This is a genomic window from Planktothrix agardhii, assembly GCF_904830935.1.
GTDB lineage: Bacteria > Cyanobacteriota > Cyanobacteriia > Cyanobacteriales > Microcoleaceae > Planktothrix > Planktothrix agardhii.
Genome location: NZ_LR882952.1, coordinates 702,697 through 729,134, shown reverse-complemented (window position 1 = coordinate 729,134; position 26,438 = coordinate 702,697). Strand labels below are relative to the sequence as shown.

The window sequence follows — 26,438 nt, the reverse complement described above, 5'->3', positions numbered from 1 at the left end:
AGCTAGAAGTATTACCCCTGTTCCGGTGTTCCGGCGTTCCCTCCCCCCCTAGCCCCCCGTGCACGGGGGGTTTGGGGGGGCTGTTCCGATGTTCCCTCTCTCAACTAGGTAATTTATTTTATGCAACTACTTATATGTCTCTGACTGAAGAAATTTTATCTCAAATCCAGGGAAATCCTTTCAAGGGTCTACAAAAAGCGGATGAACTTTGGACGGGGTTAAAAAATAATACTCTCCCCCTTCCTGATACCATTAAACAGGATGATCAACCCTTGGAAAGTCTGGATTATGATGTAGTTATTTGTGGGGGAACTCTGGGAATTTTAATCGGTGCTACCTTAGCAATAAAAGGGTGGCGAGTGGGATTAATTGAACGAGGAAAACTCCAAGGACGGGAACAGGAATGGAATATTTCTCGTCACGAATTAGAGGTTTTTATTGAATTAAATTTACTATCTGAGGTAGAATTAAAAACAGCGATCGCTACGGAATATAACCCCGCCCGTTTAAGTTTTCCCCAGGGTAATGATATTTGGGTGAAAGATGTTCTTAATATTGGAGTTGATCCGGTTTATTTATTAGAAACTCTCAAAATTAAATTTTTAGAAGCCGGAGGAATATTATTAGAAAATACGGCTTATCAAGGGTCTATTATTCATCCTGATGGTGTGGCGGTAAATGTAACCGAAATTCATTCCCCTCGCCTTGCAGGAGATGGGTTAGGGGACAGGTCAATCATCCTAAAAACCCGCTTATTAATAGATGCAATGGGTCATTTTTCCCCCCTAGTTCGACAAGCTAGACAAGGACAAAAACCCGATGCAGTTTGTTTAGTGGTGGGAACCTGTGCGACGGGATATCCTAATAATCAAACCGGGGATATTTTCGCTTCTTTTACTCCTTTAAAAAATCAATGTCAATATTTTTGGGAAGCGTTTCCGGCTAGGGATGGAAGAACAACTTATTTATTTACCTATTTAGATGCTGACCCCCAAAGGTTTAGTTTAGAATCTTTGTTTGAAGACTATTTTAAACTGTTACCCGAATATCAACAGATTGAGTTAAATCAATTAACCTTTAAACGGGCGTTATTTGGATTTTTTCCCTGTTATAAAAATAGTCCGTTAAAAATGCCCTGGAATCGTGTTTTGGCGGTGGGAGATAGTAGCGGAAATCAATCTCCCTTAAGTTTTGGGGGATTTGGGGCGATGGTACGTCATTTACAACGGTTAACGGATGGAATTGATCAAGCCTTAACCACCGATCAATTAAGTCAGAATGCCTTATCTTTATTACAACCCTATCAACCGAGTTTATCCGTAACTTGGTTATTTCAAAGGTCGATGAGTGTGGAAATTCAACAAACTATTAACCCCGAACAAATTAATCAATTATTAACTACCGTATTTCAAGAAATGGAACAATTGGGAGAACCGATTTTAAAGCCATTTTTGCAAGATGTGGTAAGGTTTTCCGCCTTAACTAAAACCCTATCGAAAACGGCACTTTCCCATCCCGGTTTGATTTTTAAAATTATTCCCCAGGTGGGGTTAATCAGTTTAATTGATTGGACAATTCACTACTGGAATTTAGGGCTGTATACGGGTTTATATCCCCTGGCAAAAACCCTAGAACCGATGTTTAATAAATTACCCCTTTCGTCTCAATACTATTATTATCGTTGGTTAGAAGCGTGGAAATATGGGTCAGGACAGGATTATGATTAAAAGTAGGAGTAGGGGTAATTCATGAATTACCTCTACTTAATAAAATGAGTTAAATAACTCCTAAACTGGATAATCCTAAAATCACACCCGCCCCTAAAATATGACCAAAACTTGTGGTTGCTAAAACCGCAGGTAAGCCAAACCCACCGAACATATTAGGTGAGGGTAATTGAGGGCCAGCATTAGGCTGTTGGATGGAAAATTTACCAATGGCGATCGCCACAATATTACACACAATCATCACAATAGCGATGGTAGGACTCCAACCGTGAGTAACGGGGGTGGCGACGGTAGCGGCTAACAACATCATGGAATGATCTCCTAAAATTTTCTAAACTGTACTCAATGGAAATTAATCGTTATAGTTAAGATGTTTTACCAAACAAAGGTAATTGATTTTCGCCCTTGTAGCAATACTTAACATTTTCTGACTAAAATTGCTATCCTAGTTGAAAGAAACAGCCCAACTCAAAAACCCCCAATTTTAATATGACTGAACCGCAAACCCGTATCTGTATCCTTGGTGGAGGCTTTGGTGGACTGTACACCGCCTTACGTTTGAGTCAACTTCCCTGGCAAAAATCGGAACAACCGGAAATTGTTCTAGTGGATCAAAATGACCATTTTTTGTTTTTACCTTTGCTGTATGAATTGCTAACTAATGAACTGCAAACTTGGGAAATTGCCCCCGCATTTGAAGACCTATTAAAAGATACTAAGGTGCAATTTTGTCAAGGAGTAGTGAGTGAAATTGAGATCGATAGTAAACAGGTTAAACTAGAAGATAATACCGTTATTTTCTACGATTATTTAATTTTAGCATTGGGAGGAGAAACACCTTTAGATTTAGTTCCGGGGGCGAAAGATTATGCAATTCCCTTCCGAACTATTACCGACGCCTATCGATTAGAAGAACAGTTACGACGATTAGAAACCTTAGAACAAGATAAAGTTAGAATAGCCATTGTAGGCGGTGGTTATAGTGGGGTAGAACTTGCTTGTAAATTAGCCGATCGCTTAGGAACAAAAGGACGAATTAGAATTGTCGAACAATCAGAGGAAATTCTAAAAAACTCTCCTGAATTTAATCGAGAATCCGCTAAAAATGCCCTATCTAATCGACAAGTTTGGCTAGATTTAGAAACAAAGGTAGAATCAATTGCAGCCGATGAAATTTCCTTAGAATATCGCGGGAAAATTGATACTATTCCCGTGGATTTAGTGTTATGGACGGTGGGAACCCAGGTTTGTCCGGTGGTGCGATCGCTACCTTTAAAACACAATCAACGAGGTCAAATTGTCACCACATCAACCTTACAAGTAATTGATCATCCTGAAATTTTTGCATTAGGAGATTTAGCAGAATCTCAAGACGCTGACGGTCAAAAAATTCCCACCACAGCCCAAGCCGCTTTTCAACAAGCTGATTATACCGGATGGAATCTTTGGGCGTTATTAACAAGAAGACCCTTATTACCCTTCCGATATATTAATTTAGGGGAAATGATAACATTAGGAACTAATAACGCCACCTTAACAGGTTTAGGGATAAAATTAGAGGGTCAATTTGCCCATTTAACCCGGCGTTTAATCTATTTATATCGCTTCCCCACCTTTGATCATCAAATTCGAGTGGCGTTTAATTGGATGACCCGACCCTTGCAGGATTTCTTAATTTCAATCGATCAAAAAATGGCAGATAGAGAATAACTCATATTCCGTTGTTGCGCTTAAGCGCATCTTAAAATTTAATATTCTAAACCAACAAACCGGGTTTATATAAACCCGGCTTATCGCTAATTATAGCAATCGTAAATATGACTAATTCGCAGAATTCTACAATGGAAAAACCCCGTGTTATTTTTTTAGATGCTGTTGGGACGTTATTTGGTGTGCGTCATAGTGTGGGGGAAGCCTACCGCATCATTGCAGAACAATTTGGGGTGAATGCTGAAGCTGAAATTTTGGATAAAGTGTTTTTTAATTGTTTTTTAGCGGCTCCGGTTATGGCATTTCCAGGGGTTGATCCCAATGAAATTCCCCCCTTAGAATTTGAATGGTGGAAAGCGCTCGCTGAACAAACCTTTAAAACCGTCGGACTCTATAATGATTTTACAGATTTCTCCGCTTTTTTTCAAGCTCTATATCATTATTTTGAAACCGAAAAACCTTGGTTTGTTTATCCCGATGTTCTTCCTAAATTAAAAGATTGGCAAGCCCAAGGAATAGAATTAGGGGTATTATCTAACTTTGATTCCCGATTATATCCGGTTTTAGAATCTTTAAATTTAGCTGATTTTTTTCAAACCGTGACTATTTCTACAGAAGTAGGAGCCGCTAAACCCAGTGCTGAAATTTTCCAAATTGCCTTAACCAAACATCAATGTTTACCCCAAGAAGTTTGGCATATTGGTGATAGTTTTAAAGCCGATTATCAAGGTTCAAAAGCCCTAGGAATACGCGGAATATTATTGCATCGAGACGAACCCCCAAAAGGGATTTTAGATGAATATGAAAGTTTAGAACAAATATCTATAGAACCCCACCCCACCCAACCCTCCCGTTACTAAGGGGAGGGCTAGGGACAATGATTCGAGTTCCAATCTAAGGAGAATTTACCACCCAACCCTCGTAACAAGGGGAGGGCTAGGGTGGGGTCAAAACGACTAAAAATTTTACAATTGATTTAGGATTACTATAGGAGTTAGGAGTAAAAAAAACAGTGGAGTACCCTCGGAAACCCCCAGAAGCACCCCGTCAAAACCGTTTATTGCGGGACTATTCATGGCCCCTGTGGCCCGTTGTCCCGATTTATCCCTACAGTCAGCGACGCACCCTCCGCACGGAAGTGGTTCCCCAGAGCATTTGGACATTTGAGCAGGTACAGGGGATTTTGTATGTTGTAGTTCCCATTCGGATGACTGTGGTAAAACTAGAACAGGGGGGTTTGTTGGTGTATGCTCCCGTTGCTCCAACTCCAGAATGTCTGAATTTAATCAGAGAATTAATTGTAGAATATGGCGATGTAAAATATATTATTCTACCTACGATTTCAGGAGTTGAACATAAGGTTTTTGTTGGCCCCTTCGCGCGAAAATTTCCCAACGCCCAAGTTTTTGTCGCCCCCGGACAGTGGAGTTTTCCGATTAATTTACCCCTAAGTTGGTTAGGTTTCCCCGCAAAACGCACCCATATTCTGCCCCCGGACAGTCGAAATACACCCTTTGCTGATGAATTTGACTATAAAATTCTCGGCCCTTTAGCATTAGGAATTGGACAATTTGCCGAGGTAGTTTTTTTCCATAAGCGATCGCACACTTTATTAGTAACTGATACTATTGTTTCTATTCCTAACACCCCTCCAGCGATTCTACAAATAGATCCCTATCCCCTCCTATTCCATGCTAAAGATCATACTTTTCATAAAGTAGAAAATACAGAAACTACCCGTCGCCGAGGATGGCAGAGAATCTCGTTATTTTCCTTTTATTTTCGTCCGAGTGTTTTAGATACGATAGAATTGGGGGAAGCGGTGCGGGAATCGTGGCAAGCTCCCGACCGTTCAAAAAAAGCCTATTTTGGGATTTATCCGTTTAAATGGAAACCCAATTGGCAAGAAACCTTTGAAGCATTAAGCAGAAATGGGCAGTTATTTGTGGCTCCCATTTTACAAACTTTAATTTTAAATCGCGCCCCAGAAGAAACCTTAAATTGGGCAAATCAAGTTTCTAAATGGGAGTTTAACCGGATTATTCCTTGTCATTTTGATTCCCCGATTATGGCAACACCGGAACAATTTCGGCAAGCATTTAGTTTTTTAGAAAAAAATAGTTATTATGATTTATTGCCTGAATCAGAGTTTGAGTTACTATTAGAAATTAATGATCTTTTAAATAAATTTAAGATTACACCCCCCTCTAAACCTAAAGTTTAAGGAGAAAAACCCATTACCCGACTGGAAGTGAGTTTGGGGGTTAATTCCAAAAAAAAAGCCACAGTCCCTAAAAAATAGTGGCTGTGGCTAGATCAGTTATCAGTTATCAGTTATTTTCGATTATAACAGCGATCGCAAAATTTTTCTACCCATTTGGATAAATATTCTGGCGGGCGTCGGACTCAATAAGCTCAAGGACGGTATAGCAACCGCCAAGGCAGTTAAGACACCAGACGGATCTTGGAACCCAGACGGTAAAGTGTTTCCCCCGGTGTTCCCTGCTATAAAAGGTAACGTAAACCCGCGAGGAAGACCAGGAGAAAATTCCCTACCCTTGAGGGTAAATCCCGAACCGGAATCTGGCTGAAGCAAAATTAAAAAAACGTTACAGTATAGATAAAATTGTAGAAAAACTCCCACAATCAAAGAAGTGAGGAAGTCCGTAAACCGGAATCAATAGAGCCTCTGTTGTCTTCCTCAAGAGAATTTTCCAGTTTCTATGTCCTAAAAAAATGAGATGTGATTTATGTTCAAAAAACTTTTAAAACCCTTAGCTATTTTTAGCCTAGTTGCTGTTTTGTTTTTCAGTCAAGTTGATGGTGTATTGGCCGCTAGAAGTGGGGGACGCATTGGTGGTGGCTCCTTTAGATCGTCTCCTAGTCGCAGTTATAATACCAGTCCTGGCCGTTCTGGAGGGGGGTACTACGGTGGGGGCGGTTTTGGATTTCCCTTTCTGATACCCTTCTTTGGGTTTGGTGGGGGTGGGTTATTTTCCCTGCTGATTTTCATGGCGCTCGCCGGGTTTATTTTCAACAGTATTCGGTCAGCCATGGGACAGGGACAGGATGAACCCGGATATAGCAGTAACCCGACGGTTTCTGTGGCCCGTTTGCAAGTGGGGTTACTGGCCCAAGCTCGAAATTTACAAGGGGATTTAGACCGCATGGCCCAAACCGCAGATACGGGTTCGGCTTCCGGTCGCGCCCAAGTTTTGCAGGAAGCCACCTTAGCCATGTTACGCCATCCTGAATATTGGGCCTATGGGTCTTCGGCGTCGGAACAAACGGGGATGAATTCGGCTGAAGCTAAATTTAATCAATGGGCTTTAGCCGAACGGAGTAAATTTGCTGAAGAAACCCTGTCTAATGTTAATAATCAGTTAATTGGTGGGGTAGCTTCTTCTTTGAAGGGAAATCAGGGAAATTTAGTCAGTCAAACGGGAGAGTTAAGTACAACGGAAAACGAATATATTGTGGTGACATTAGTGGTAGGAACTTTGGGGAAAATTGAACTTCCTCAAGTTAATAGTCCTGAAACATTACGTCAAGCATTAAGTCGTTTAGGTTCGGTTGGAAGTGAACAATTATTAGCCGTAGAAATTCTCTGGACACCCCAAGCCAGTGGGGATACCCTCAGCACCGATGATATGTTGGCATATTATCCTGATTTAAGTTTAGTTTAGTCCGTTGGGTGGCGTAAGCCACCTTTTTAATTATCGTATTCCGGTTCAGACGTTTCCTCAAAAATTCCCAGATCAAGATTACCTCTTGCTATAATCAATGAATTCAAAAGCCCACACTGTAACGTCTTACCAAGCCGATGAAAAACGTACTTTAGGATTTGCTATCAGTTTTCTGGTTAGCGTTACCCTATTGGGGGTGCTATAGTTAGAGTGATTCTCTGGCTGATTTCGGCAGTAAAATCCCCCCTATTTTGAATGTTCTGTAATCTTTTGTTTGAAATCCGATGGCAACAACACTTTTACCTTTAGAAAAAAAACTGAATCTGCACACCCTTGAAAATCAACTGTTGCAATCAGCTTTATTACAAGCTGAAACGGTGGGTGAACTCACAGCTTTGATTATTGATCATACCCATTTAGAGATTATGCAGGCTTTTGAACAACTTTCCTTTCCTGAGCAACAGCGAGTACAGGAACTTTGGGAAGCCAGAATTTCTCGACGTTGGAAATAACTATTAGCCCCTGATGTCTAACTTCCACAGCCCCCCTGAAAAATCGTCACTTCTGGGTCAAGATAACCCTGAACTTAATCAAGTCCCATGTCCGGTTATTGAGAGTGAAAATATCTCCGCCACGAGATCGGATTTTCTGCGGTTTTTGGGTATCGTCAGCGCAGTAGGATTGTTAGTCGGACTACTGCTTTTTGCCAATGGGTTGAGTGCAATTACCATCACCCTAATCACTTTGGCTCTGATCATTATGGCGCTTTGTTGGCGCTATCCCCGTCAGGGATTGTGGGTTTTTTTAATTTATTTACCTTTTGCGGGGACGATTTCTTATTGGGTGGGTAACGATCATTATCTATTTCATTTAGCCAAGGATGGGTTGTATATACCCGCATTAATCGGTTTGGTTGTGGAATTAAGGAAAAAAAAGTTACCCCTAATTAATCCTCCTCAACTTAAAATTCCTCTGTTAATTTTATTGATAATTGCGATCGTTACATTAATTGCTGTTAATGGTGTCCTACAGAAACACGGGACACCGGATAATCAACCCTTTGCCGTAGGACTGTTTGGCTTAAAAGTTTTAATCGGATATATTCCCCTGATCACCTGTGGTTATTATCTAATTCGTCATCGTCAAGATCTGGAATTTTTTACTCGGTTACAAGTCATTTTAATCTTAATTTGCTGCATTTTAGGATTAATTCAATTTGGATTAGTTGTTACCGGATACTGCCCTGATAATAAGGGTTTACCCGAACATTTATTATTGAGGGCAAATGTGCAGCGAAAATGTTTGGTGGGAGGGGCTTTGGGATATTTACCCGCAGAAAATTTTATTCGTTTACCCGGAACCTTTGTGGCTCCTTGGCATTGGGCTTGGTTTTTAGTTTCGGGTACGTTTTTCTGTTTTGCTACGGCCTTTAGTGATCCTAAATTACACTGGCGTTTAATGGGTTTGGTCACCTTGGCTTTAGTGATATCGAATGCCATTGTTTCCGGTCAAAGAACGGCCTTTTTAGCCTCTCCAGCGATTGTGATTTTACTGCTGGTTGCTACCAGTCACATTTCCAGAATTAAGCGGCTTGTAGTGATTATTTTGGGGATGGTTATTTTTGTGGTAGGAACCTGGATTATCGCCCCTGAAATCATGACCGAAAGGGTCGATAACTTTATTGGACGTTGGAATGCCGATCCTCCGGCGGTGTTTTTAACCAAGCAAACTAATTTGAGTTTGGAAGCCCATCGAGGCTTTTTAGGTAATGGTTTAGGGCAAGCCACAACTTCAGCCCGAGGATTAGGAAAAATTCGATTAATTGAAGCCTATTATCCTAAATTGTTCTATGAAATTGGGCCATTTGGAGTAGCTGCTTTCTTGTTCTTAGTAACTAATATTACGGTTTTAGGGTTTAAATCCTATCATCAATTACAGGATAATAGTCTGTGGGGCTATGGAATTATTTTCTGGATTTTTATTGTTTTAATTAGTTATAATCCCTACTGGTATCCTCTGGATACCGATCCGGTGGCAGTTTATTATTGGTTTTTAGTAGGTGTACTTTTCAAATTACCTAAAATTCAACAGCAAGAGCAGAAAAAAGATCAGCCAGAGGTGTATATTCCTGATTAATATTGTTTTTATAAACATTGATATAAATGTTAATTGAATCACAATTCAACGGGCTTGAGTTAAGTAGCAAAAAAATGTTATAATTGTAAACTATATTTTAATATGAAGGATTATTAAAGAACACGAGCTTTGGGATATGGATTATTTCTAGGATAAAAGTCCCCAAGCCTCAATCCATTCCCTATCTTATCTAATTGCCAAATGAATCATTACAACCTTGAACCCACAAGAACGGAAGATATTCTCATCGTTGATGATACCCCGGATAACCTGCATTTATTGTCCCGAATGCTGACTCGTCAGGGATATAATGTGCGTAAAGCTTTGAGTGGGCCCATGGCTTTAACCGCGGTTCAAACCGTTGCTCCCGACTTAATTCTCCTAGATATTATGATGCCGGAGATGGATGGTTATGAGGTTTGCCAAAATCTGAAAGCCGATGCTAAAACCGCAGAAATCCCAATTATTTTTTTGAGTGCTTTAGATGATGTTCTCGATAAAGTTAAAGGCTTTCAAGTTGGAGGTGTGGACTATATTACCAAACCTTTCCAGTTTGAAGAAGTCTTAATCAGAGTTCAAAATCAATTGGCTTTACGAGCCGCGGAATTAGAGATTCGGGTCTTGAATGCGGAACTAGAAGCCCGGGTTAAAGAACGCACTCAGGAATTAGAAGTAGCCAACACTCAACTATTAGAAATGGCACTGCATGATTCCCTAACAGGCTTGCCTAATCGGGCTTTATTGATGACGGATTTACGCCGATCTATTCATCAGGCAAAAGCTAATCTGAACTATCAGTTTGCGGTGTTATTTTTAGATTGCGATCGCTTTAAAGTAGTGAATGATTCCTTGGGTCATTTAGTTGGAGATGAACTCTTAATTTTAATTGCTCACCGTCTTAGCTGTTATGTTAAACCCCAAAATACATTAGCTCGTTTGGGAGGCGATGAATTCGCAATTTTATTAACAGAAATTCCCAACTTTCATGATGTAACCACACTATCAGATCAGATTTTACAGTGTTTTTCTCAACCCTTTAACTTAGAACGACACGAGATTTTTATGAATGCGAGTATTGGTATTGTGATCGGTAATTGTGAATATAACGAACCGGAATATTTACTCCGAGATGCAGATACAGCGATGTACCGAGCAAAAGCCTTGGGAAAAGGACAATATCATCTGTTTGATCCGGTGATGCACACCGCCGCTTTAGAAAGATTACAGTTAGAAACGGATTTACGTCGTGGGATTGAACAAGAGGAATTAGTTGTCCATTATCAACCCATTGTCTCTTTAATTACAGGCAGAATTTCCGGGTTTGAAGCGTTAGTCAGATGGCGTCATCCCAAACGGGGATTAATCCCACCGGGTTTATTTATTCCTATTGCTGAAGAAACCGGTTTAATTACAGCGATTGGCTATTGGGTTTTATCAGAATCTTGTCATCAATTACGAACTTGGCAACAACAAAATTCAATTGATCCCAATTTATTTGTCAGTGTTAATTTATCCGTAAAACAGTTTGCTCAACCCAATTTATTAGAACAAATTGATCAAGTTTTAGAGCATAGTCAACTTTCCCCCGACTGTTTAAAACTGGAAATTACCGAAAGTGCAATTATGGACAATCATCAGGACGTTGCTACTATTCTTAAAGAACTCAGAAAACGTCGCATTTTAATTAGTATTGATGATTTTGGGACGGGTTATTCCTCTCTAAGTTATCTGCATTCTTTTCCCGTTGATACCCTAAAAATTGATAAATCTTTCGTGCAAAGACTAAACCTAACATCAGAAAATATCGGCTTAATTCCTGTGATTATTAGTTTAGCTAAAACCATGAATATGAATGTCATCGCCGAAGGAATTGAGTTACCTGAACAGTTAAAAATACTCCGAGAATTAAATTGTGGATTGGGTCAAGGATATTTCTTTGCCAAACCTCTACCAGGAGAAGAATTGATCAATCTTTTATCCTTAACTCCCCGGTGGTAAATTCAGCTAAAATCAAATTTAGAAACCTATGAGATTCCGATCATTTTTATTAGTGCGCTGAATCAAATTGAAGATATTATGCAAGCCTTTTCTGCTGGAGGGGTAGATTATATTACCAAACCTTTTAAAGTGGATGAGGTCTTGGCTCGGGTCAAAAATCAGTTGACCATTTGTGACTTTAAAAAGAAACTTGTGGAACAAAATCAACAACTATTACAACAAAATTGAATCAAAAAATAAAGACAACCTTTAAGTCCCAGTTATCTCCCTCTCGAATAATCTCAATTGTTCTAATAAATTCTCTAAAATAAAATCTTCGTTCAGTTTCCGATAAATCCAACCAAAACTGTGGAATACAAACCGCCTGCGCCGTTTCTTTTAAATTAACTGGGGGAAGTTCTGCTAACTTTCCTTGTAACTGAGCAATTTCTATCAGCAGTTTATAACTTCTTAAATCTGCTGTTTCTAAATCCAATATTCCAGAAGTTAATAAATCGGGAATTTGTAATAAAATATTTTGTTTGTGATTAATCTCCTGAATAATACCTTGTTTAACTATCTGTAAATCTGGTAAATTTAAACCAGAAACCGCTTGCGGTAAATCTTGACAAATGCGTTTAATAGTTAACTCTAATCCCCTTTGATAAGATAGGGCTTTACACTTAGGATTTTTCGGACAATTTATCGGACGTAAATATAAATATTCCCTGTCTTTCCGATAGGTTGTAACCCGGGCAACAGTCATTAAAGATTGACATTCTCCACAATTAACTAACCCCGCTAAAGAACGCGGTGCACTGGCTGTTCGAGGGGGAAGTCGTTGATTTCGCCGTAATAATCGATCCACCTGGGCGGCTTCATCTCTGGAAATAATTGGAGGATGGGTATTAGAAATAATCTCTCCATTTTTATATTCTAAATCCCCTCGATAAACGGGATTTGTTAACCATCTTCTTCCGGTAGTTACTGATATTTTTTTCCCATAACGTTTTTCTAAATGTCGCACCGCACCCCGCAAAGATCCATAAATTAAAAATCGATCAAAAAACTCTTTAACAATAGGTGAAACACTCCGATCTAAAATATAACGCTCTTTTCCCCGTCGATATCCATAAGGTGCTTTCCCTGGCGGAGGTAAGGCTTTAATTCTATTTTTAGCGTGTCCGTGACAAATGCGGCGACTGCGTTGGCGATTTTGAATTTCTATAAATAATTGGATTAAATCGGAACGATTAATTTCACCTACAGAGGTCTTAAAATCCGACTCAATGGCAATAATATTAATCTGGAAAGATTCTAATTGTTGTAAGCGATCGCTCACCTCTAAAACGGAATTTCCCAACTCCTCTAACCGTCGAATTAATAAATAATCCGGTGCTTCTAAATTACAATCTTGTAACAAGTCTTCGAGTTCCTGTCTTCCCCCTAAATCCTGATAAACCCGATCCACTTCCCATCCCCAAATCATCCGATCAGGAGGCTGTTCAAACAAAGGATCGGTATAAGAATAGGCAATAATTTTCATTGTTCATTTAATTCTATAATATTGCCATCGGGATCTTTTGTAAATAATGCCGCCCGACCAGAAGCACTCATTTGAATCGAATAATTATCAGCAATTAGCTGTTGTTTTGCGGCTTCTAAATTCTCAACCGAAAAAGCTAAATGTCGATTTCTTCCCCACTTCTCATCATTAACTTGATCATTAATTACAGTTTCAGCTTGAATTAAATGAATTTGAACCTCACCAATTTGATACCAAATCCCCGGAAAATTTAACGGACGTTCAACTTTTTCCAAGCCCAAAACCTGACTATAAAAATGTTCTGATTGTTCTAAATTAGAGACTAAAATTGCAGTATGAAGATATTTGTTAATTGGCATAATATAAAACTTAAATAAATTCTTAATTGATCAGTATATTGCTATAGAAAAATCAAAGGTGGGGGTTGCCCACCCTGGTTTTAATTTTTAAACAGTAAACTGGCATTTGTCGCACTGACATACTCCAACACTTTTTGCTGAAGGTCAGTTTCAATCTCTTGTTGACTCACAGGTTGAGGATACAGGGAGAGAATATCTGTAATTTCCTTAACACAGGCTGATAGCCGTTGAATATGTCTGGCTGTAATCTTTGTATCCGAGGAAAAATCCAAGGTTTCTTGGGTTTTTTGTATAGGTTCAACTGTTAATTTATCCTCCTCTCGAACACAAGTTCCGCCATCACAATCAATGTGTAATTCATGTTGATAATGGTTAGGAATTGCCCAGCCTCTTTGTCCCGCGTGTTCATGACCTAAACGCTCATTTTCAATATATTCACTCGCGGATTCATAACGGTGTTCATGCCAATAGGGAACAGTAAAATAACCAAAGGATTTACGATATTCCTCCGAGTCTACTATTTCTGAAACCAGTGCGCCAACGCCACGGCGAACTAAGATATCATCCCATTTCTGAATTTCTTGATTATTTCTCGGAGCTCGTCCTAAAAAATGTTTACAAGCATTTTCAATGAATTTCATATTAGAGCTATTTTCATAAAAATGCTCTAAATAGACAGAACGAACCGCCAGACTTTTTAAAAAATGTCGAATCCCTATTTTCCCCTTGATAAAATCTTTTTCTAAATCCGCAAGTTGCTTGTGTTCAAACTCATAAAGTTGACGTTCTATTACTTGCTGATAAATTTGTTTTAAAACAAACTCTCGTTCTTCTGGGGAAGCATCATGACGAGTTGTAACCGGTTGAGTTAGGGACATAAATTAAACTCCTGTGTGCATCAATACTCAAAGTTAAGTTGGAGTGATTGGCAATGAAATGATCAATTGAAATTATAATTTCTGTAGCTAGAAATCAAATAACACCCTGATATACAATACAAAATCAATCGGGTTTAAACCCCACTTCTTTGGACATTTGCTAATAGTTTAGGAGGAGTATCTAAAACTTCTAAAATAATGTCCATATAGGGCTTTAATAATTGATTACACACACTGGGCAATTGTTCTTGTAAGGCTTCTTGAAGATAGGTATAGGCTTGTAGACATTGGGTATTTTTTTCGTGGGCTGCCAAAATATTGGCTAACCATAACATTAAAGATTCCTTAAAAAAGTGCGGGTCATCGCGTAATAAAGCCACGGACATCAGACACATCGTCATTGACATATCATACACACAGCGTTTTGAATGCTTTTCCATGATTTCTGGATGGGAAAACATGAATTTCTTCAGGGTTTGTTTGATTAAACCTGCTGATTTTACCCGTAGAACTTCATAGGTTTTGGTGCGAGCATTTAAAGTCTGAACGTACTGATGCAGAGGCTTGAGTTCTGCATTGGTCAAATATCGCCCGTCACATTGGAGAATTAAGTCATCCCAGGTCGAGTTAATTGTCGGCATTTTGCTGTCCTTTGTATAGCCAGAATCCTACCTTCTAATTTGATACAAAATTCGATATAAGTCAAGAAAATGATGCAATTTTTAATTTGAACTATAGATAGCATCTGACCCAGTACCCGACATTTTTTTTGTCGGACGACTGACTTATCCCCCAATTGGGAGTGTTTTTAGACCCGTTTAACCATCTAGGAGGCAATTTTGAGATAAACTATAATTTGTTGCAGTGCCATCAAGATCTAGGTTATGCCATGAAAGAAATTGCTTTCGTGATTAAAATTGGGTTAATTTTAAGTTTAATGGTGGGCTGGATATTGCCTGCCGATGCGACTAATTTGAAAACAATTCAACAATTGCTAGAAACCAAAGATTGTCATTCATCTCTTTGGAAATATTGTAACTTAGAAGGAGCTAATTTACAGGGATTAGATTTATCAAATACCAACTTATCAGGAGCCAATTTAAAACAAGCTAATTTGAGAGAAGCTAGCTTAAAATATGCCAACTTATCAGGAGCCGATTTAAGACAAGCTAACTTAGAAAATACTAATTTATTAAGAGCAAATCTGAACAAGGCTAAATTATCTGAAGCTAATTTAACCCAGTCGAGTTTATTAGAAGTTAATTTAACCTTAGCTAATCTCAGCTATGCTAATTTGGAAAAAGCTAAATTATTAGGGGCAAGATTATGGGGGACAAATCTCAGTCAAGCCAACTTAACCAATGCCAGTTTACGGGGAACAAATTTACAATATGCTAATTTAGAAAATAGTAATTTAAGTTTTGCCGATGTCAATAGTCTATTATTTCGAGATGCCACTCAATTTACTGATCTTAGTAATGCCAATTTACAAGGAGCAAATCTCGAAGGCGTTCACTTAGAAACCGTAATTTTACAAGGTGCTGTTATGCCCGATGGTTCAATTCATGAATAATCAATTAAGAGTCAAAACAGGGTATAATAGTATATTAAAGGACACCAATTGTTGAATAAATTTCATGCTAGAAACCCTACAAATTAAATTGTACGAACTGGCACAACTGGCAAATAATCTAGTTCAAACTCAACTCCATCATCTCAGTTTTTTGAGTATTTGCATTATTTTTATAGCGGGTTTATTGACCAGTTTAACCCCTTGTATGCTCTCAATGTTACCGATTACCATTGGTTATATTGGAGGCTATGAAACCGAAAATCGACTGCAAGCCGCGATTCAATCTATTTGGTTTGCATTAGGGCTGGCTACCACCTTAGCTGGGTTAGGAATTTTAGCGTCTTTTGTCGGACAAGTGTATGGTCAAATCGGTTTAGGTTTGCCCATTATTGCGAGTGTGATTGCAATTTTAATGGGGTTAAATTTATTAGAAGCTCTCCCCCTCCAGTTACCCGCTTTTGATACGATAGGTTGGATACCTAAAGAGTTTCCCCATAGCTTGAAATCCTATTTATTAGGATTAACTTTTGGGTTAGTGGCTTCTCCCTGTAGTACCCCCGTTTTAGCAACGTTATTAGCCTGGGTTTCAAGCACCGGAGATGTACTTTTAGGCGGAGTTTTATTACTAGCCTATGCAGTAGGTTATGTCGCCCCATTAGTATTAGCTGGAACCTTTACCGCCACAATTAAAAAGTTACTAGCACTGCGAAAATGGTCAAGTTGGATTACACCTACAAGCGGAGTTTTATTAGTTGGATTTGGCGTATTTTCGCTATTGTTTAGATTTCTACCCGTCGTTTAATTGAATCAAAGGAAAATAAAAATGGATACGGAACTTTCACTATTTCAAAAAATAATTACAGGGGAAACAACCCTGCAAAAAATGATTAGAAAAGAACTTTTGCCTCTTTTAGCCGATTTAAGATTAGCTATTGTATTGTTATTATTGATTGCCGTTTTCAGTATTTCAGGAACAGTGCTAGAACAGGGACAATCCCTAGAATATTATCAATCTAATTACCCTGAACATCCGGCTTTATTTGGCTTTTTAACCTGGAAATTTCTAGTATTTATTGGACTTGATCATGTTTATAGAACTTGGTGGTTTTTATCCCTTTTAGTCTTATTTGGTAGTAGTTTAACTGCTTGCACCTTTACCCGACAATTACCTACTTTAAAATCAGCCCGTCGCTGGGTCTATTACGATAAACCCAAACAATTTCAAAATATTGCTTTAAGTGCTGAATTAACTACAGGTTCATTAACAGCTTTAGAACCTTTATTGAAAAAACGCAATTATTTAGTGTTTCAAGAAGGCAATAAACTCTATGCTAGACGGGGACTGATTGGCAGAATTGGGCCGATTATTGTTCATGCTAGTATGTTAATTATTTTAGCCGGGTCGATTATCGGTTCTATGACAGGATTTATGGCTCAAGAACTGGTTCCAGGAGGAAATACTTTTCAAGTCAAAAATATCATAGATGCCGGACAATTTTCTGAATCTCAAGTACCTAAAGATTGGTCAGTTAAAGTAAATCGGTTTTGGATTGATTATGATGCTGAAGGTAGAATTGATCAATTTTATTCTGATTTATCCGTATTAAATCAACAAGGAGAAGAAGTTGATCGCAAAACCATTCATGTTAACGAACCTTTGCACTATCAAGGGGTTACTTTTTATCAAGCTGATTGGGGTATTGCAGCGTTACGAGTACGGGTGAATAAAAGCCCTGTCTTTCGTTTACCGATGGCACAATTAGACACCCAAGGAAAGGGCAGAATTTGGGGAACTTGGATTCCAATTAAACCGGATTTTAGTGCCGGGGTTTCTGTTTTAGCTAGGGACTTAAAAGGAAATGTATTAGTTTATAATGGCAAGGGGGAATTAGTTTCAACGGTTAGAAAGGGAATGTCAACGGAAGTGGATGGGGTGACTTTATTTATTGATGAAATTATTGGAAGTACGGGACTACAAATTAAAGCCGATCCGGGGATTCCTATTGTTTATTTGGGGTTTGGATTATTAATGATTAGTGTGATGATGAGTTATGTTTCCCATTCTCAAATTTGGGCTTTAAAAGATGGCGATCGCCTTTATATTGGGGGTAAAACTAATCGAGCAAAAGTAACTTTTGAACGGGAAATTGTCTCTATATTAGATGACTTGGATAATCTGGATCAGAATAATACACTTTCGTTAGGGAGTTTGTCTGAAAATTCTCAAAGTTAACAAATATCACTCTTCTAAGGCACTAAGACACTAAGGATGATCAGGCAAATGAGTTAGTTTCAAATAGCGATCGCTATTTACCAACCTCTACTTTACCCTAAAAATGCCTCATATTGATCATGACTCTCAAAAGTCATAAATAATCATATCTGACATAAATTTGACTGCGGATATCACCGTCATAGCTTCCTAACCACTGATCAGAAAGTTTTTCAATTTGTTCAATTGCTGCTTCTGTATCTGCAATTGTTCTTGTTAGGTAAACAACCAATTGAGACTCAGCTAATTCTGGATCTAAAATCCAGTCAAGAAATACATTTGATTCAGGGAAATATTGGCTGATTAAATCTTTACCTAATACCAAAATTGATAATAGATTGGGATGAATTTCTAAAAATTGAACAACATTATGCTCACGGCGAAACTGATAGAATAATTTTAAATCATCTATGTCCGCTTGATTGACAACTAGAGATTGGGAGATAGTGCCGATCATAGTATTAACCAAACTTGATGGAGTTACTTGAATTTTAACACAACCTATTGCCCAAACTATGAGTCACCATAAAAAATTCTCTACTTTTCATGATTTTATCCTTGATTTTCTTAGATTGATTCCTAATCTTTCAAGTTGTTGATTTATCCAAATAGTCACTGTCTGCTCATCGGTTTCAATTGCTCGTTCTACTCCTATTTTAGCAATTTCTAGTAGTTATTTAGATTTTGCCGATTCTTTCTTATTGCTAATAATTCCAAAAAACTAAAAAGTCACAAAAGTCAAGAAATGTGAAAAATTATGACATTTTTCTTGTCGAATTGTTGCGAAGGGTCATCAAACCTGCCCAGAATGACCGTTTTCTGGTAAGAATACTCAAAGGTGAGTCCTAATGATCTGGCAATGCCCATCGCCGATCACCCTAAAAAAGCAGCAGACAAAAAAGGAACAAATTAAGATATGTTTACTTATGTAAAACCCGCCATTAGACACATCAAGCCAGATGACCTAAACGGGCGACAACTGATGAAAGTCGTCTATGTGGTGTTAGAAGCGCAATATCAAAGCGCCCTATCGGCGGCAGTGCAGTCTATTAACAAAAATAACCCTAATGTTGCGATCGAAATTAGCGGTTATTTGATCGAGGAGTTACGATCTCCCGAAAACTACGAAAGTTTTAAACAAGATTTATCTGGGGCTAATATATTCATAGCCTCCCTGATTTTTATTGAAGATTTAGCGGATAAACTCGTTGAGGCCGTAGCCCCCTATCGGGATACACTGGATGTGGTAGTGGTGTTCCCCTCCATGCCGCAAGTGATGCGTCTGAACAAAATGGGGACGTTTTCCATGGCGCAACTGGGACAAAGCAAAAGTGCGATCGCCCAGTTTATGAAGAAACGTAAAGAACAGTCTGGTAGTTCTTTCCAAGATGCCATGCTGAAGTTGTTGCAAACTTTGCCCAAAGTCCTGAAATATTTACCGATGGACAAGGCCCAGGATGCCCGCAACTTTATGTTATCCTTCCAATATTGGTTAGGGGGTTCTTCTGAAAACCTGGAAAACTTCCTGCTGATGTTAGGATCAAAATATGTTTTCACGGGCAAAGACAAGCTGCAATTTGCCGATCCTGTCACCTATCCCGATATGGGAATATGGCATCCCCTGGCGCCAAAAATGTTCGAGGATGCTAAAGAGTATTTCCAGTGGAATAATAGCCGCGACGATATTTCCGACGATCAAAAAGATCCCCTCGCTCCCTGTGTGGGGTTAGTCTTGCAACGGACTCACCTCGTCACCGGAGATGATGCCCATTATGTGGCCATGGTACAGGAAATTGAAGCTTTAGGGGCGCGGGTATTACCTGTGTTTGCGGGAGGTTTGGACTTTTCTAAACCCATTGATGAGTATTTCTGGGATCACCCCCCGAAAGGTATTCCACCCCAACCTCTTGTGGATACTATTGTTTCCTTAACGGGTTTTGCTTTAGTTGGTGGCCCGGCTCGACAGGATCACCCGAAGGCGATAGAATCCTTAAAGCGGATGAACCGCCCATATATGGTGGCCTTGCCTTTAGTCTTCCAAACCACTGAAGAATGGGAAGAAAGTGATTTAGGTCTACACCCGATCCAAGTGGCGCTGCAAATTGCTATTCCTGAACTTGATGGTGCGATCGAACCAATTATTATATCAGGACGGGATGGCACAACCGGAAAAGCGATCGCCTTACAAGACCGGATCGAAGCGATCGCCCAACGTGCCTTAAAATGGGCTAATCTGCGGAAAAAACCCAAATTAGACAAAAAAGTTGCTATTACCGTCTTTAGCTTCCCCCCGGATAAAGGAAACGTCGGGACGGCGGCTTATTTGGATGTGTTCGGTTCTATTTACGAAGTGCTCAAAGCCTTACAGGGCAATGGCTACGATATTCAAAACCTGCCTGAGTCGGCCGAGAAACTGATGCAGGAAGTTATCCACGACGCCACCGCCCAATATCAGAGCCCGGAATTAAATGTCGCCTATCGGATGTCCGTGGGTGAATATGAACAGTTAACCCCCTATTTTGAGCGCTTAAATGAGAATTGGGGGCCACCACCAGGAACCTTAAACAGCGACGGCGAGAATTTATTGATTTTCGGCAAACAGTTTGGGAATGTGTTTATCGGAGTTCAACCTACCTTCGGCTATGAAGGCGACCCGATGAGGTTGTTATTCTCCCGGTCAGCCAGTCCCCATCATGGCTTCGCCGCCTACTATACCTATTTAGAGAAAGTCTGGAAAGCCGACGCAGTATTACACTTCGGCACACACGGATCGTTAGAGTTCATGCCGGGTAAACAAATGGGAATGTCGGGAGAATGCTACCCCGATAATTTAATTGGTAATATTCCCAACCTGTATTACTACGCCGCCAATAACCCCAGCGAGGCTACTATTGCCAAACGGCGGAGTTATGCTGCCACTATTTCTTATTTAACTCCGGCTGCGGAAAACGCTGGGTTATATAAAGGGCTGAAAGAACTCAACGAGTTAATTGGGTCTTATCAAACCCTAAAAGATAGCGGTCGGGGTGTGGCAATTGTTAACACAATTATAGATAAATCCCGCTTGGTTAATTTTGACCAAGATATTACCCTTCCCGAAACCGATGCGGCGGAATTAACCCCCGAAGCACGGGATCATATTGTTGGACAGGTCTATCGGCGGTTAATGGAAATTGAGTCGCGGTTATTACCCTGTGGGTTGCACGTTATTGGTAAACCACCCACGGCCGAAGAAGCAATTTCAACTCTGGTAAATATCGCTAGTATTGATCGGGAAGAAGATAATCTTCTCAGTTTACCCCGAATTATTGCCAATAGCCTGAACCGCAATCTTGAGGAACTCTACTCTAACAATAACTTAGGGTTGTTAGCGGATGTGGAGTTATTACAAAAAATCACTGAAGCGTGTCGCGCGGCTGTTATCGCCTTAGTTAACGAACAAACCGACGCCGAGGGACGGGTTTCCCTAGTCTCGAAACTCAACTTCTTCAATATGGGTAAAAAAGAACCCTGGATTGAAGCACTGCATGAGTTCGGTTTCACCAAAGTTGACCCCGAACCCATTAAACCGTTATTTGAGTATTTGGAATTCTGCTTACAACAAATTTGCGCTGATAACGAGTTGGGCTCCTTGCTGCGGGCGTTGGAAGGAGAATATATCATCCCAGGGCCCGGAGGCGACCCCATCCGTAACCCCGATGTCTTACCGACGGGCAAAAATATGCACGCCCTCGACCCCCAGTCTATCCCCACCGCCGCCGCCGTCAAATCTGCTCAAATCGTCGTAGAACGACTGTTAGAACGGCAACAGGTTGAAAATGGTGGAAATTACCCCGAAACCATCTCCGTCGTCCTCTGGGGAACCGATAACATCAAAACTTACGGTGAGTCTCTGGCTCAAGTTATGTGGATGGTGGGGGTTATACCTGTACCCGATGCCTTGGGACGGGTGAATAAGTTAGAGTTAGTTTCTTTAGAAGAATTGGGACGACCTCGAATTGACGTCGTGATCAACTGTTCTGGGGTATTCCGCGACTTATTTATTAACCAAATGGCACTATTAGATAAAGCGGTAAAAATGGCAGCCGAATCTGATGAACCTTTGGAAATGAATTTCGTTCGCAAACACGCTTTAGAACAGGCGAAGGAGTTAGGAGTATCGGTAAGACAAGCTGCTACACGGGTATTTAGTAATGCTTCCGGTTCCTATTCGTCTAATGTGAATTTAGCCGTAGAAAATAGCAGTTGGGAACAGGAATCTGAGTTACAGGAAATGTATTTAAAGCGTAAATCTTTTGCTTTTAATTCTGATAATCCGGGGATGATGGAACAGGATCGAAATATCTTTGAGTCGGCGTTAAAAACCGCAGAAGTCACATTCCAAAACTTAGATTCTTCGGAAATTAGTTTAACAGATGTCTCCCATTATTTTGATTCTGACCCGACGAAATTAATTGCTAATTTACGCAAGGATGGCAAAAAACCGACCTCTTATATTGCGGATACGACAACTGCAAATGCTCAAGTTCGGACGTTATCGGAAACGGTGCGTTTGGATGCACGAACTAAACTTCTCAACCCGAAATGGTATGAAGGAATGTTATCCCATGGTTATGAGGGGGTGCGCGAACTTTCTAAGCGCCTGGTTAATACAATGGGATGGAGTGCAACGGCGGGTGCGGTGGATAATTGGGTTTATGAGGATGTGAATGAAACGTTTATTCAAGATGCAGAAATGCAGAAGCGTTTGCTGAACTTAAACCCCCATTCTTTCCGTAAGATTATTAGCACTTTGTTAGAGGTTAATGGTCGCGGCTATTGGGAAACCAGCGATGAGAATTTAGACCGTCTGCGGGAGTTATACCAAGAAGTTGAAGACCGAATTGAAGGGGTTAAATAAAACCCGTTAAAATCCCGATTCCCCTCGGTATAAATATTCTATGCAATATTTTTATCGGGGGGATATAATTTTTAGTACCGAATATTCTTACAGAAGTTAATAGTCTGATGAATCAAGTTGGTGAACCCGAAAGATTTCAATGTTTAGAAATTATGAAAATTGGGATTAGGGAAATGCAGGAATTTTATATTGAAAGCAGCAATACGGTAGAAGTTGAAGGGTTTACAAAATTTGGGTTAACAGATACAGGTATTATCGATCGCTATTTAGTCTTAACCGATGATTTAAGGTTAGCTCACTATTTGCAAAAAATCGGAATTGATACCGTAAATTTTAATAATATTCGGGTATATGGTTGGAAATAATTATTATTTTAAAACATAATTATACTATAGAAATTAAAAGCGATCAAATATTTTAAAAACTAAAAACCAATGAATTCTTTTAATTCTTCTAAAATATCGTTAACTCGATTGTCTACATCCCAGTTACTTATTCTGAAGATTTCCCATCCTTTTTGGCGTAAATCTCGATCTTCTTTCAAAGTTTTTGAATAAGATTCTTGCTTGGAGTAATGGCTTTCACCATCTATTAAAATAGCAAACCTTTTATTATTCCAAAATGCAACAAAATCTATACGATATATATCATCTTTAAGTGAATGAGTGGGTTTTAATTTATCTTTAGATGATGAATGCCATTGAATCCATCCTTGAGGTATTAATATAGGGGCATCGTTTTTTCTGATTTTTCTGCATTGAGAAAATTTTCCATGTTTATAGAAAAAATCTTTTTCTTATTTAGTTTGATTCATTTCTATTAAACAGTCGCGCAGAGTATTATTATCTGTATCACATTTTAAGCAACTAGCCAGTTTAGGATAAGTAAAATTAGGATATACATCAACATTATTTTCAATAATTCCTATTCCTGTCTTCCATTCAAATTTAAAAATTTGACTTTGATCTACTGCTTGAATTAAATAGTCTGGTTTATATATACCAAATGGTAAACCCGATGAATTCCCTTAGTAACCCTTAAGAATTATCCTAAACAATCTTCTTCTATTGTTGACTTTATTTATGACCACCTACTTAATACTGGGATTTTTAATTTGCTGTGCTTCGTTCATAATCAAAGAAAATATAAGACATTATCTTAATTCCATCTTAGTCCGCGCAGACGGACTTCGTTTGTATAGACGCGATTTCTAATCGCCGGATTTCTGTAATCTAATCGCTCTAATTTCGGCAATTGAAATCGCATCTACACAGACAAAACCCGGATGGTGCGCGGGTTAAAATCGCCGGATTTTCTAATCTCTAATCTTGGCGATTGAAATCGCGTCTACACAGACAAAACCCGCCTGCGCGGGTTGCGGCGGATTTCTAATCGGTTGTCTCGTCTGTATCCGTTTCAACCTCCCCCACAGACGACACAGATAAACCTAATCGAATCTGATTTTCCTTCAACGTTTCATAAAATTCCCTGACGATTTCTTCCGGTGCATCGCTATCAGTACCACCCGCACCCATTTGATCGATTTCATTCTCTAAATTCTGTTCAATTTGAGGTCTGGTTTCGCACCAATTCTTGATTTTTTCAGCCAAGCTATGGGACTCGGAAATTCAGCTTTTGTAGTTAGCATAGCACACCGCAAAGCCGCTGCTCGATTGTCGCCCCGGGCTAAATTTTGGTAGAATTCAGTCATTAGCAATTTGGCTGATATCACTCCGATATTCCACAGGGAAACGATGATACTGGGGACTCCGGCGAGAATGAAGCAACGCGATAATCCGACAACTCCATCTCCGGTGATTCTACCGCGCCCGGTGCTCCACGCGCTTAATACTACGAGTTCGGAATCGAGTTTTAATTGTAGAATTTCTGCTGCGTTAAGTAAGCCATCATCGGTATTTTCTGATGGTGCTAAAATAATCGCGCCCGGAATGCCGAAACCTTGGAAATTGTCGAGGAGTCCGTGGGCCGATAAATGGACGATACGGGTGTTTAGCATTCTGTCTAAAATGGCGACTTTGGTGGCATTGTCTCCGGTAATTGCTTGGGTTCCTAAAATGGCGGCGATCGCTTCGGCGGCTTCTTTTGCCCTAGACATTTGGTTGAGTTTGTAGGGATCTTCTTGGAATTTTGGATCGATAGTTGGATCGCCAACAATTAGGGCGGCTTGTCTCAATCCTCGGACTCGGTTTTGATGTTCACAGGTGATTTCTAAGACTTGGATGGATGGGGCGGTGAGGATAGTATGATCTTTGATTAAGTAGCGATTTTTGCTATCTTGCAAAGCGACAAAAAGAACTAAAAATAAGTCGTAGTGGGGGATAAAGATGATCTGGTTATTGGCATCGGTGGGTAGCAAGTCGATGATGCGATCGCTTTCTGGTATTGCCCTAGGGAATTGTAAACAAGGCCCAAATTGCCGGGGGAACAAGCTTCTCCTTGGCGATATCCGATTTCCTGTGAAATCTCTAAATCCTGTTTGTGAAATGCGATCGCTTTCTGGTATTGCCCTAGGGAATTGTAAACAAGGCCCAAATTGCCGAGGGAACAAGCTTCTCCTTGGCGATATCCGATTTGCCGATAGATAGTTAATGCCTGTTCCCCAGACTGCAAAGCTTCTCGAAATTGACTGATTTTATGCTACTGAATTCCTTGTTTTAACAGTCTGTCTGCTTCTGCTTTCAGTGCAATTCCCGCTAGGAAGTCGCCATCCACCTTACCCGGTATTCCGGCAAAATTCTTCAACCAATTAGCTTTATTTAGTTTGCCTTGTTCTCTGAGATTATCTGCCTTTTCTAGCATTGCCACCACCAAGCCATCATCGAGCAATTCCGGGTGAGTGTTCAATATCTCTTGTTCTTCGCCGCTGGGACAGGTTAGCAGTTGATTTATCAGGTTGAGATAGGCTGGTTGGGGTTCAGACTTCATCGGAGAAATGGGATTTGGGATGGTGCAATCAATTATACTATTTATTAAGGATTATTGTTGACGCCTTCCCAGTCCGCGCAGGCGGACTTCGTTTCTGTAGACGCGATTTCCTAATCGCCGGATTTCTAATCTAATCGCTTTAATTTCGGCGATTGAAATTGCGTCTACACAGACAAAACCCGCCTGCGCGGGTTGGGGATAAATTTAGGATATTGTAATTAAAATGAGAGAAAATTTTACGCAAATATATCTCCATTATGTCTGGGCAACCTGGGATAGATTACCTTTGATTACTCCTGATATTCAGCAAGAAATCTATGCCGTTATTATTGGAGAATGTAAAAAATTAGAATGTACTGTAATCGCAGTTGGAGGTATAGAAGACCATGTTCACTTGCTAATAGGTTTTCCAACAACTTTGGCGGTAGCTGAAATAATTAAGCAAATTAAGGGAAGTTCCTCTCATTTCGTAACTCACCAACTTAAACCGGGTGATTTTTTTAAGTGGCAAGGCAGCTACGGGGCTTTTACCGTTAGCCACGATGCCATCGACAGTGTAGCTAATTATATCAGAAATCAAGCTGTTCACCACCGTCAGCAATCAATGATTTCTGAGTGGGAATTAATTTCTAAAACTACCCCTAGTCCGCGCAGGCGGACTTCGTTTGTGTAGACGCGATTTCCCAATCGCCAGATTTCCTCTAATCTCGGCGATTGAAATTGCGCCT

27 protein-coding genes are annotated in these 26,438 nt (G+C 39.8%); 15 read left to right on the top strand and 12 right to left on the bottom strand.

Annotated elements, in window-relative coordinates; all coding sequences use genetic code 11:
* Positions 1-134 precede the first annotated feature (134 nt).
* Positions 135-1,727: an FAD-dependent monooxygenase family protein gene (locus tag NMG88_RS03375; RefSeq protein WP_042157036.1), complete on the top strand. Its 1,593-nt coding sequence runs from the start codon at positions 135-137 to the stop codon at positions 1,725-1,727.
* Between the two features lie 49 nt (positions 1,728-1,776).
* Here the strand turns inward: NMG88_RS03375 and psaK are convergent, their stop codons facing one another.
* The gene (gene psaK, locus NMG88_RS03370; RefSeq protein ID WP_423213069.1) at positions 1,777-2,037 is read right to left on the bottom strand and encodes a photosystem I reaction center subunit PsaK; all 261 of its coding nucleotides are present in this window, start codon (positions 2,035-2,037) and stop codon (positions 1,777-1,779) included.
* Between the two features lie 179 nt (positions 2,038-2,216).
* Between psaK and NMG88_RS03365 the strand changes: the two genes are divergently transcribed.
* The 3 genes from NMG88_RS03365 (at position 2,217) to NMG88_RS03355 (ending at position 5,661) form a co-directional block, all read left to right on the top strand.
* Entirely contained in the window at positions 2,217-3,437 is a 1,221-nt protein-coding gene (locus tag NMG88_RS03365; protein WP_042151831.1) for an NAD(P)/FAD-dependent oxidoreductase, read from the top strand.
* A 107-nt stretch (positions 3,438-3,544) separates the two neighbouring features.
* Positions 3,545-4,297, top strand: coding sequence for an HAD-IA family hydrolase (locus NMG88_RS03360; RefSeq protein ID WP_227397501.1), 753 nt, complete (start codon positions 3,545-3,547; stop codon positions 4,295-4,297).
* A 152-nt stretch (positions 4,298-4,449) separates the two neighbouring features.
* A complete protein-coding gene (locus NMG88_RS03355) occupies positions 4,450-5,661 on the top strand; it encodes a DUF4336 domain-containing protein (RefSeq protein WP_227366330.1) in 1,212 nt (403 codons plus the stop codon).
* Positions 5,662-5,781: 120 nt separating this feature from the next.
* Here the strand turns inward: NMG88_RS03355 and NMG88_RS03350 are convergent, their stop codons facing one another.
* Positions 5,782-6,033, bottom strand: a complete 252-nt coding sequence (locus tag NMG88_RS03350; RefSeq protein ID WP_144390416.1) for a hypothetical protein — start codon at positions 6,031-6,033, stop codon at positions 5,782-5,784.
* Positions 6,034-6,187: 154 nt separating this feature from the next.
* On the opposite strand from NMG88_RS03350, the gene NMG88_RS03345 reads away from it, so the two are divergent.
* The 5 genes from NMG88_RS03345 (at position 6,188) to NMG88_RS03325 (ending at position 11,485) form a co-directional block, all read left to right on the top strand.
* Complete coding sequence (locus tag NMG88_RS03345; RefSeq protein WP_042151824.1) at positions 6,188-7,123, top strand: DUF1517 domain-containing protein; 936 nt, start codon at positions 6,188-6,190, stop codon at positions 7,121-7,123.
* Positions 7,124-7,407: 284 nt separating this feature from the next.
* The gene (locus NMG88_RS03340; RefSeq protein ID WP_043937060.1) at positions 7,408-7,635 is read left to right on the top strand and encodes a hypothetical protein; all 228 of its coding nucleotides are present in this window, start codon (positions 7,408-7,410) and stop codon (positions 7,633-7,635) included.
* 13 nt (positions 7,636-7,648) lie between these two features.
* Positions 7,649-9,259, top strand: a complete 1,611-nt coding sequence (locus NMG88_RS03335; RefSeq protein WP_254035110.1) for a hypothetical protein — start codon at positions 7,649-7,651, stop codon at positions 9,257-9,259.
* Positions 9,260-9,460: 201 nt separating this feature from the next.
* Positions 9,461-11,257 (top strand): EAL domain-containing response regulator, encoded by a 1,797-nt coding sequence (locus NMG88_RS03330; RefSeq protein ID WP_227350069.1) that lies wholly within the window; start codon positions 9,461-9,463, stop codon positions 11,255-11,257.
* Entirely contained in the window at positions 11,258-11,485 is a 228-nt protein-coding gene (locus NMG88_RS03325; RefSeq protein WP_081692312.1) for a response regulator, read from the top strand.
* Position 11,486: 1 nt separating this feature from the next.
* Here the strand turns inward: NMG88_RS03325 and NMG88_RS03320 are convergent, their stop codons facing one another.
* From NMG88_RS03320 to NMG88_RS03305, 4 genes are all read right to left on the bottom strand, one after another.
* A complete protein-coding gene (locus tag NMG88_RS03320) occupies positions 11,487-12,782 on the bottom strand; it encodes a recombinase family protein (protein WP_026793937.1) in 1,296 nt (431 codons plus the stop codon).
* The gene (locus NMG88_RS03315; protein ID WP_026793936.1) at positions 12,779-13,141 is read right to left on the bottom strand and encodes a VOC family protein; all 363 of its coding nucleotides are present in this window, start codon (positions 13,139-13,141) and stop codon (positions 12,779-12,781) included. The genes NMG88_RS03320 and NMG88_RS03315 overlap by 4 nt, the downstream gene beginning before the upstream one ends.
* Before the next feature lie 80 nt (positions 13,142-13,221).
* Positions 13,222-14,019 carry a phycobilisome rod-core linker polypeptide gene (locus NMG88_RS03310; protein ID WP_026793935.1) on the bottom strand — a complete coding sequence of 266 codons (798 nt, stop codon included), beginning with the start codon at positions 14,017-14,019 and terminating at the stop codon, positions 13,222-13,224.
* Between the two features lie 134 nt (positions 14,020-14,153).
* Positions 14,154-14,660, bottom strand: a complete 507-nt coding sequence (locus tag NMG88_RS03305; protein ID WP_026786815.1) for a globin family protein — start codon at positions 14,658-14,660, stop codon at positions 14,154-14,156.
* A gap of 248 nt (positions 14,661-14,908) precedes the next feature.
* Here NMG88_RS03305 and NMG88_RS03300 point away from each other — a divergent pair, with 248 nt between their 5' ends.
* The 3 genes from NMG88_RS03300 (at position 14,909) to NMG88_RS03290 (ending at position 17,825) form a co-directional block, all read left to right on the top strand.
* Positions 14,909-15,592, top strand: a complete 684-nt coding sequence (locus NMG88_RS03300; protein WP_026786816.1) for a pentapeptide repeat-containing protein — start codon at positions 14,909-14,911, stop codon at positions 15,590-15,592.
* Positions 15,593-15,656: 64 nt separating this feature from the next.
* Positions 15,657-16,394, top strand: coding sequence for a cytochrome c biogenesis protein CcdA (locus NMG88_RS03295; protein ID WP_254033504.1), 738 nt, complete (start codon positions 15,657-15,659; stop codon positions 16,392-16,394).
* A 21-nt stretch (positions 16,395-16,415) separates the two neighbouring features.
* Positions 16,416-17,825: a cytochrome c biogenesis protein gene (locus tag NMG88_RS03290; protein WP_376786456.1), complete on the top strand. Its 1,410-nt coding sequence runs from the start codon at positions 16,416-16,418 to the stop codon at positions 17,823-17,825.
* A gap of 133 nt (positions 17,826-17,958) precedes the next feature.
* Here NMG88_RS03290 and NMG88_RS03285 read toward each other — a convergent pair whose 3' ends face one another.
* The gene (locus tag NMG88_RS03285; RefSeq protein ID WP_042151806.1) at positions 17,959-18,321 is read right to left on the bottom strand and encodes a hypothetical protein; all 363 of its coding nucleotides are present in this window, start codon (positions 18,319-18,321) and stop codon (positions 17,959-17,961) included.
* A 459-nt stretch (positions 18,322-18,780) separates the two neighbouring features.
* Between NMG88_RS03285 and NMG88_RS03280 the strand changes: the two genes are divergently transcribed.
* Together NMG88_RS03280 and NMG88_RS03275 are read left to right on the top strand one after the other, a co-directional pair.
* Positions 18,781-22,764: a magnesium chelatase subunit H gene (locus NMG88_RS03280; RefSeq protein ID WP_227382009.1), complete on the top strand. Its 3,984-nt coding sequence runs from the start codon at positions 18,781-18,783 to the stop codon at positions 22,762-22,764.
* A gap of 107 nt (positions 22,765-22,871) precedes the next feature.
* Entirely contained in the window at positions 22,872-23,129 is a 258-nt protein-coding gene (locus NMG88_RS03275) for a PIN domain-containing protein (protein ID WP_227382011.1), read from the top strand.
* Positions 23,130-23,188: 59 nt separating this feature from the next.
* Here NMG88_RS03275 and NMG88_RS03270 read toward each other — a convergent pair whose 3' ends face one another.
* From NMG88_RS03270 to NMG88_RS03250, 5 genes are all read right to left on the bottom strand, one after another.
* The gene (locus NMG88_RS03270) at positions 23,189-23,401 is read right to left on the bottom strand and encodes a DUF559 domain-containing protein (protein ID WP_071782545.1); all 213 of its coding nucleotides are present in this window, start codon (positions 23,399-23,401) and stop codon (positions 23,189-23,191) included.
* A 751-nt stretch (positions 23,402-24,152) separates the two neighbouring features.
* The gene (locus NMG88_RS03265) at positions 24,153-24,299 is read right to left on the bottom strand and encodes a hypothetical protein (RefSeq protein ID WP_227350066.1); all 147 of its coding nucleotides are present in this window, start codon (positions 24,297-24,299) and stop codon (positions 24,153-24,155) included.
* 17 nt (positions 24,300-24,316) lie between these two features.
* Complete coding sequence (locus tag NMG88_RS03260) at positions 24,317-25,141, bottom strand: CHAT domain-containing protein (RefSeq protein WP_235750972.1); 825 nt, start codon at positions 25,139-25,141, stop codon at positions 24,317-24,319.
* Positions 25,081-25,395 (bottom strand): tetratricopeptide repeat protein, encoded by a 315-nt coding sequence (locus NMG88_RS03255; RefSeq protein ID WP_072005170.1) that lies wholly within the window; start codon positions 25,393-25,395, stop codon positions 25,081-25,083. The genes NMG88_RS03260 and NMG88_RS03255 overlap by 61 nt, the downstream gene beginning before the upstream one ends.
* 27 nt (positions 25,396-25,422) lie before the next feature.
* Positions 25,423-25,710 carry a hypothetical protein gene (locus NMG88_RS03250; RefSeq protein WP_254034456.1) on the bottom strand — a complete coding sequence of 96 codons (288 nt, stop codon included), beginning with the start codon at positions 25,708-25,710 and terminating at the stop codon, positions 25,423-25,425.
* A 223-nt stretch (positions 25,711-25,933) separates the two neighbouring features.
* On the opposite strand from NMG88_RS03250, the gene tnpA reads away from it, so the two are divergent.
* The gene (gene tnpA, locus NMG88_RS03245; RefSeq protein ID WP_026797681.1) at positions 25,934-26,383 is read left to right on the top strand and encodes an IS200/IS605 family transposase; all 450 of its coding nucleotides are present in this window, start codon (positions 25,934-25,936) and stop codon (positions 26,381-26,383) included.
* Positions 26,384-26,438: the final 55 nt, after the last annotated feature.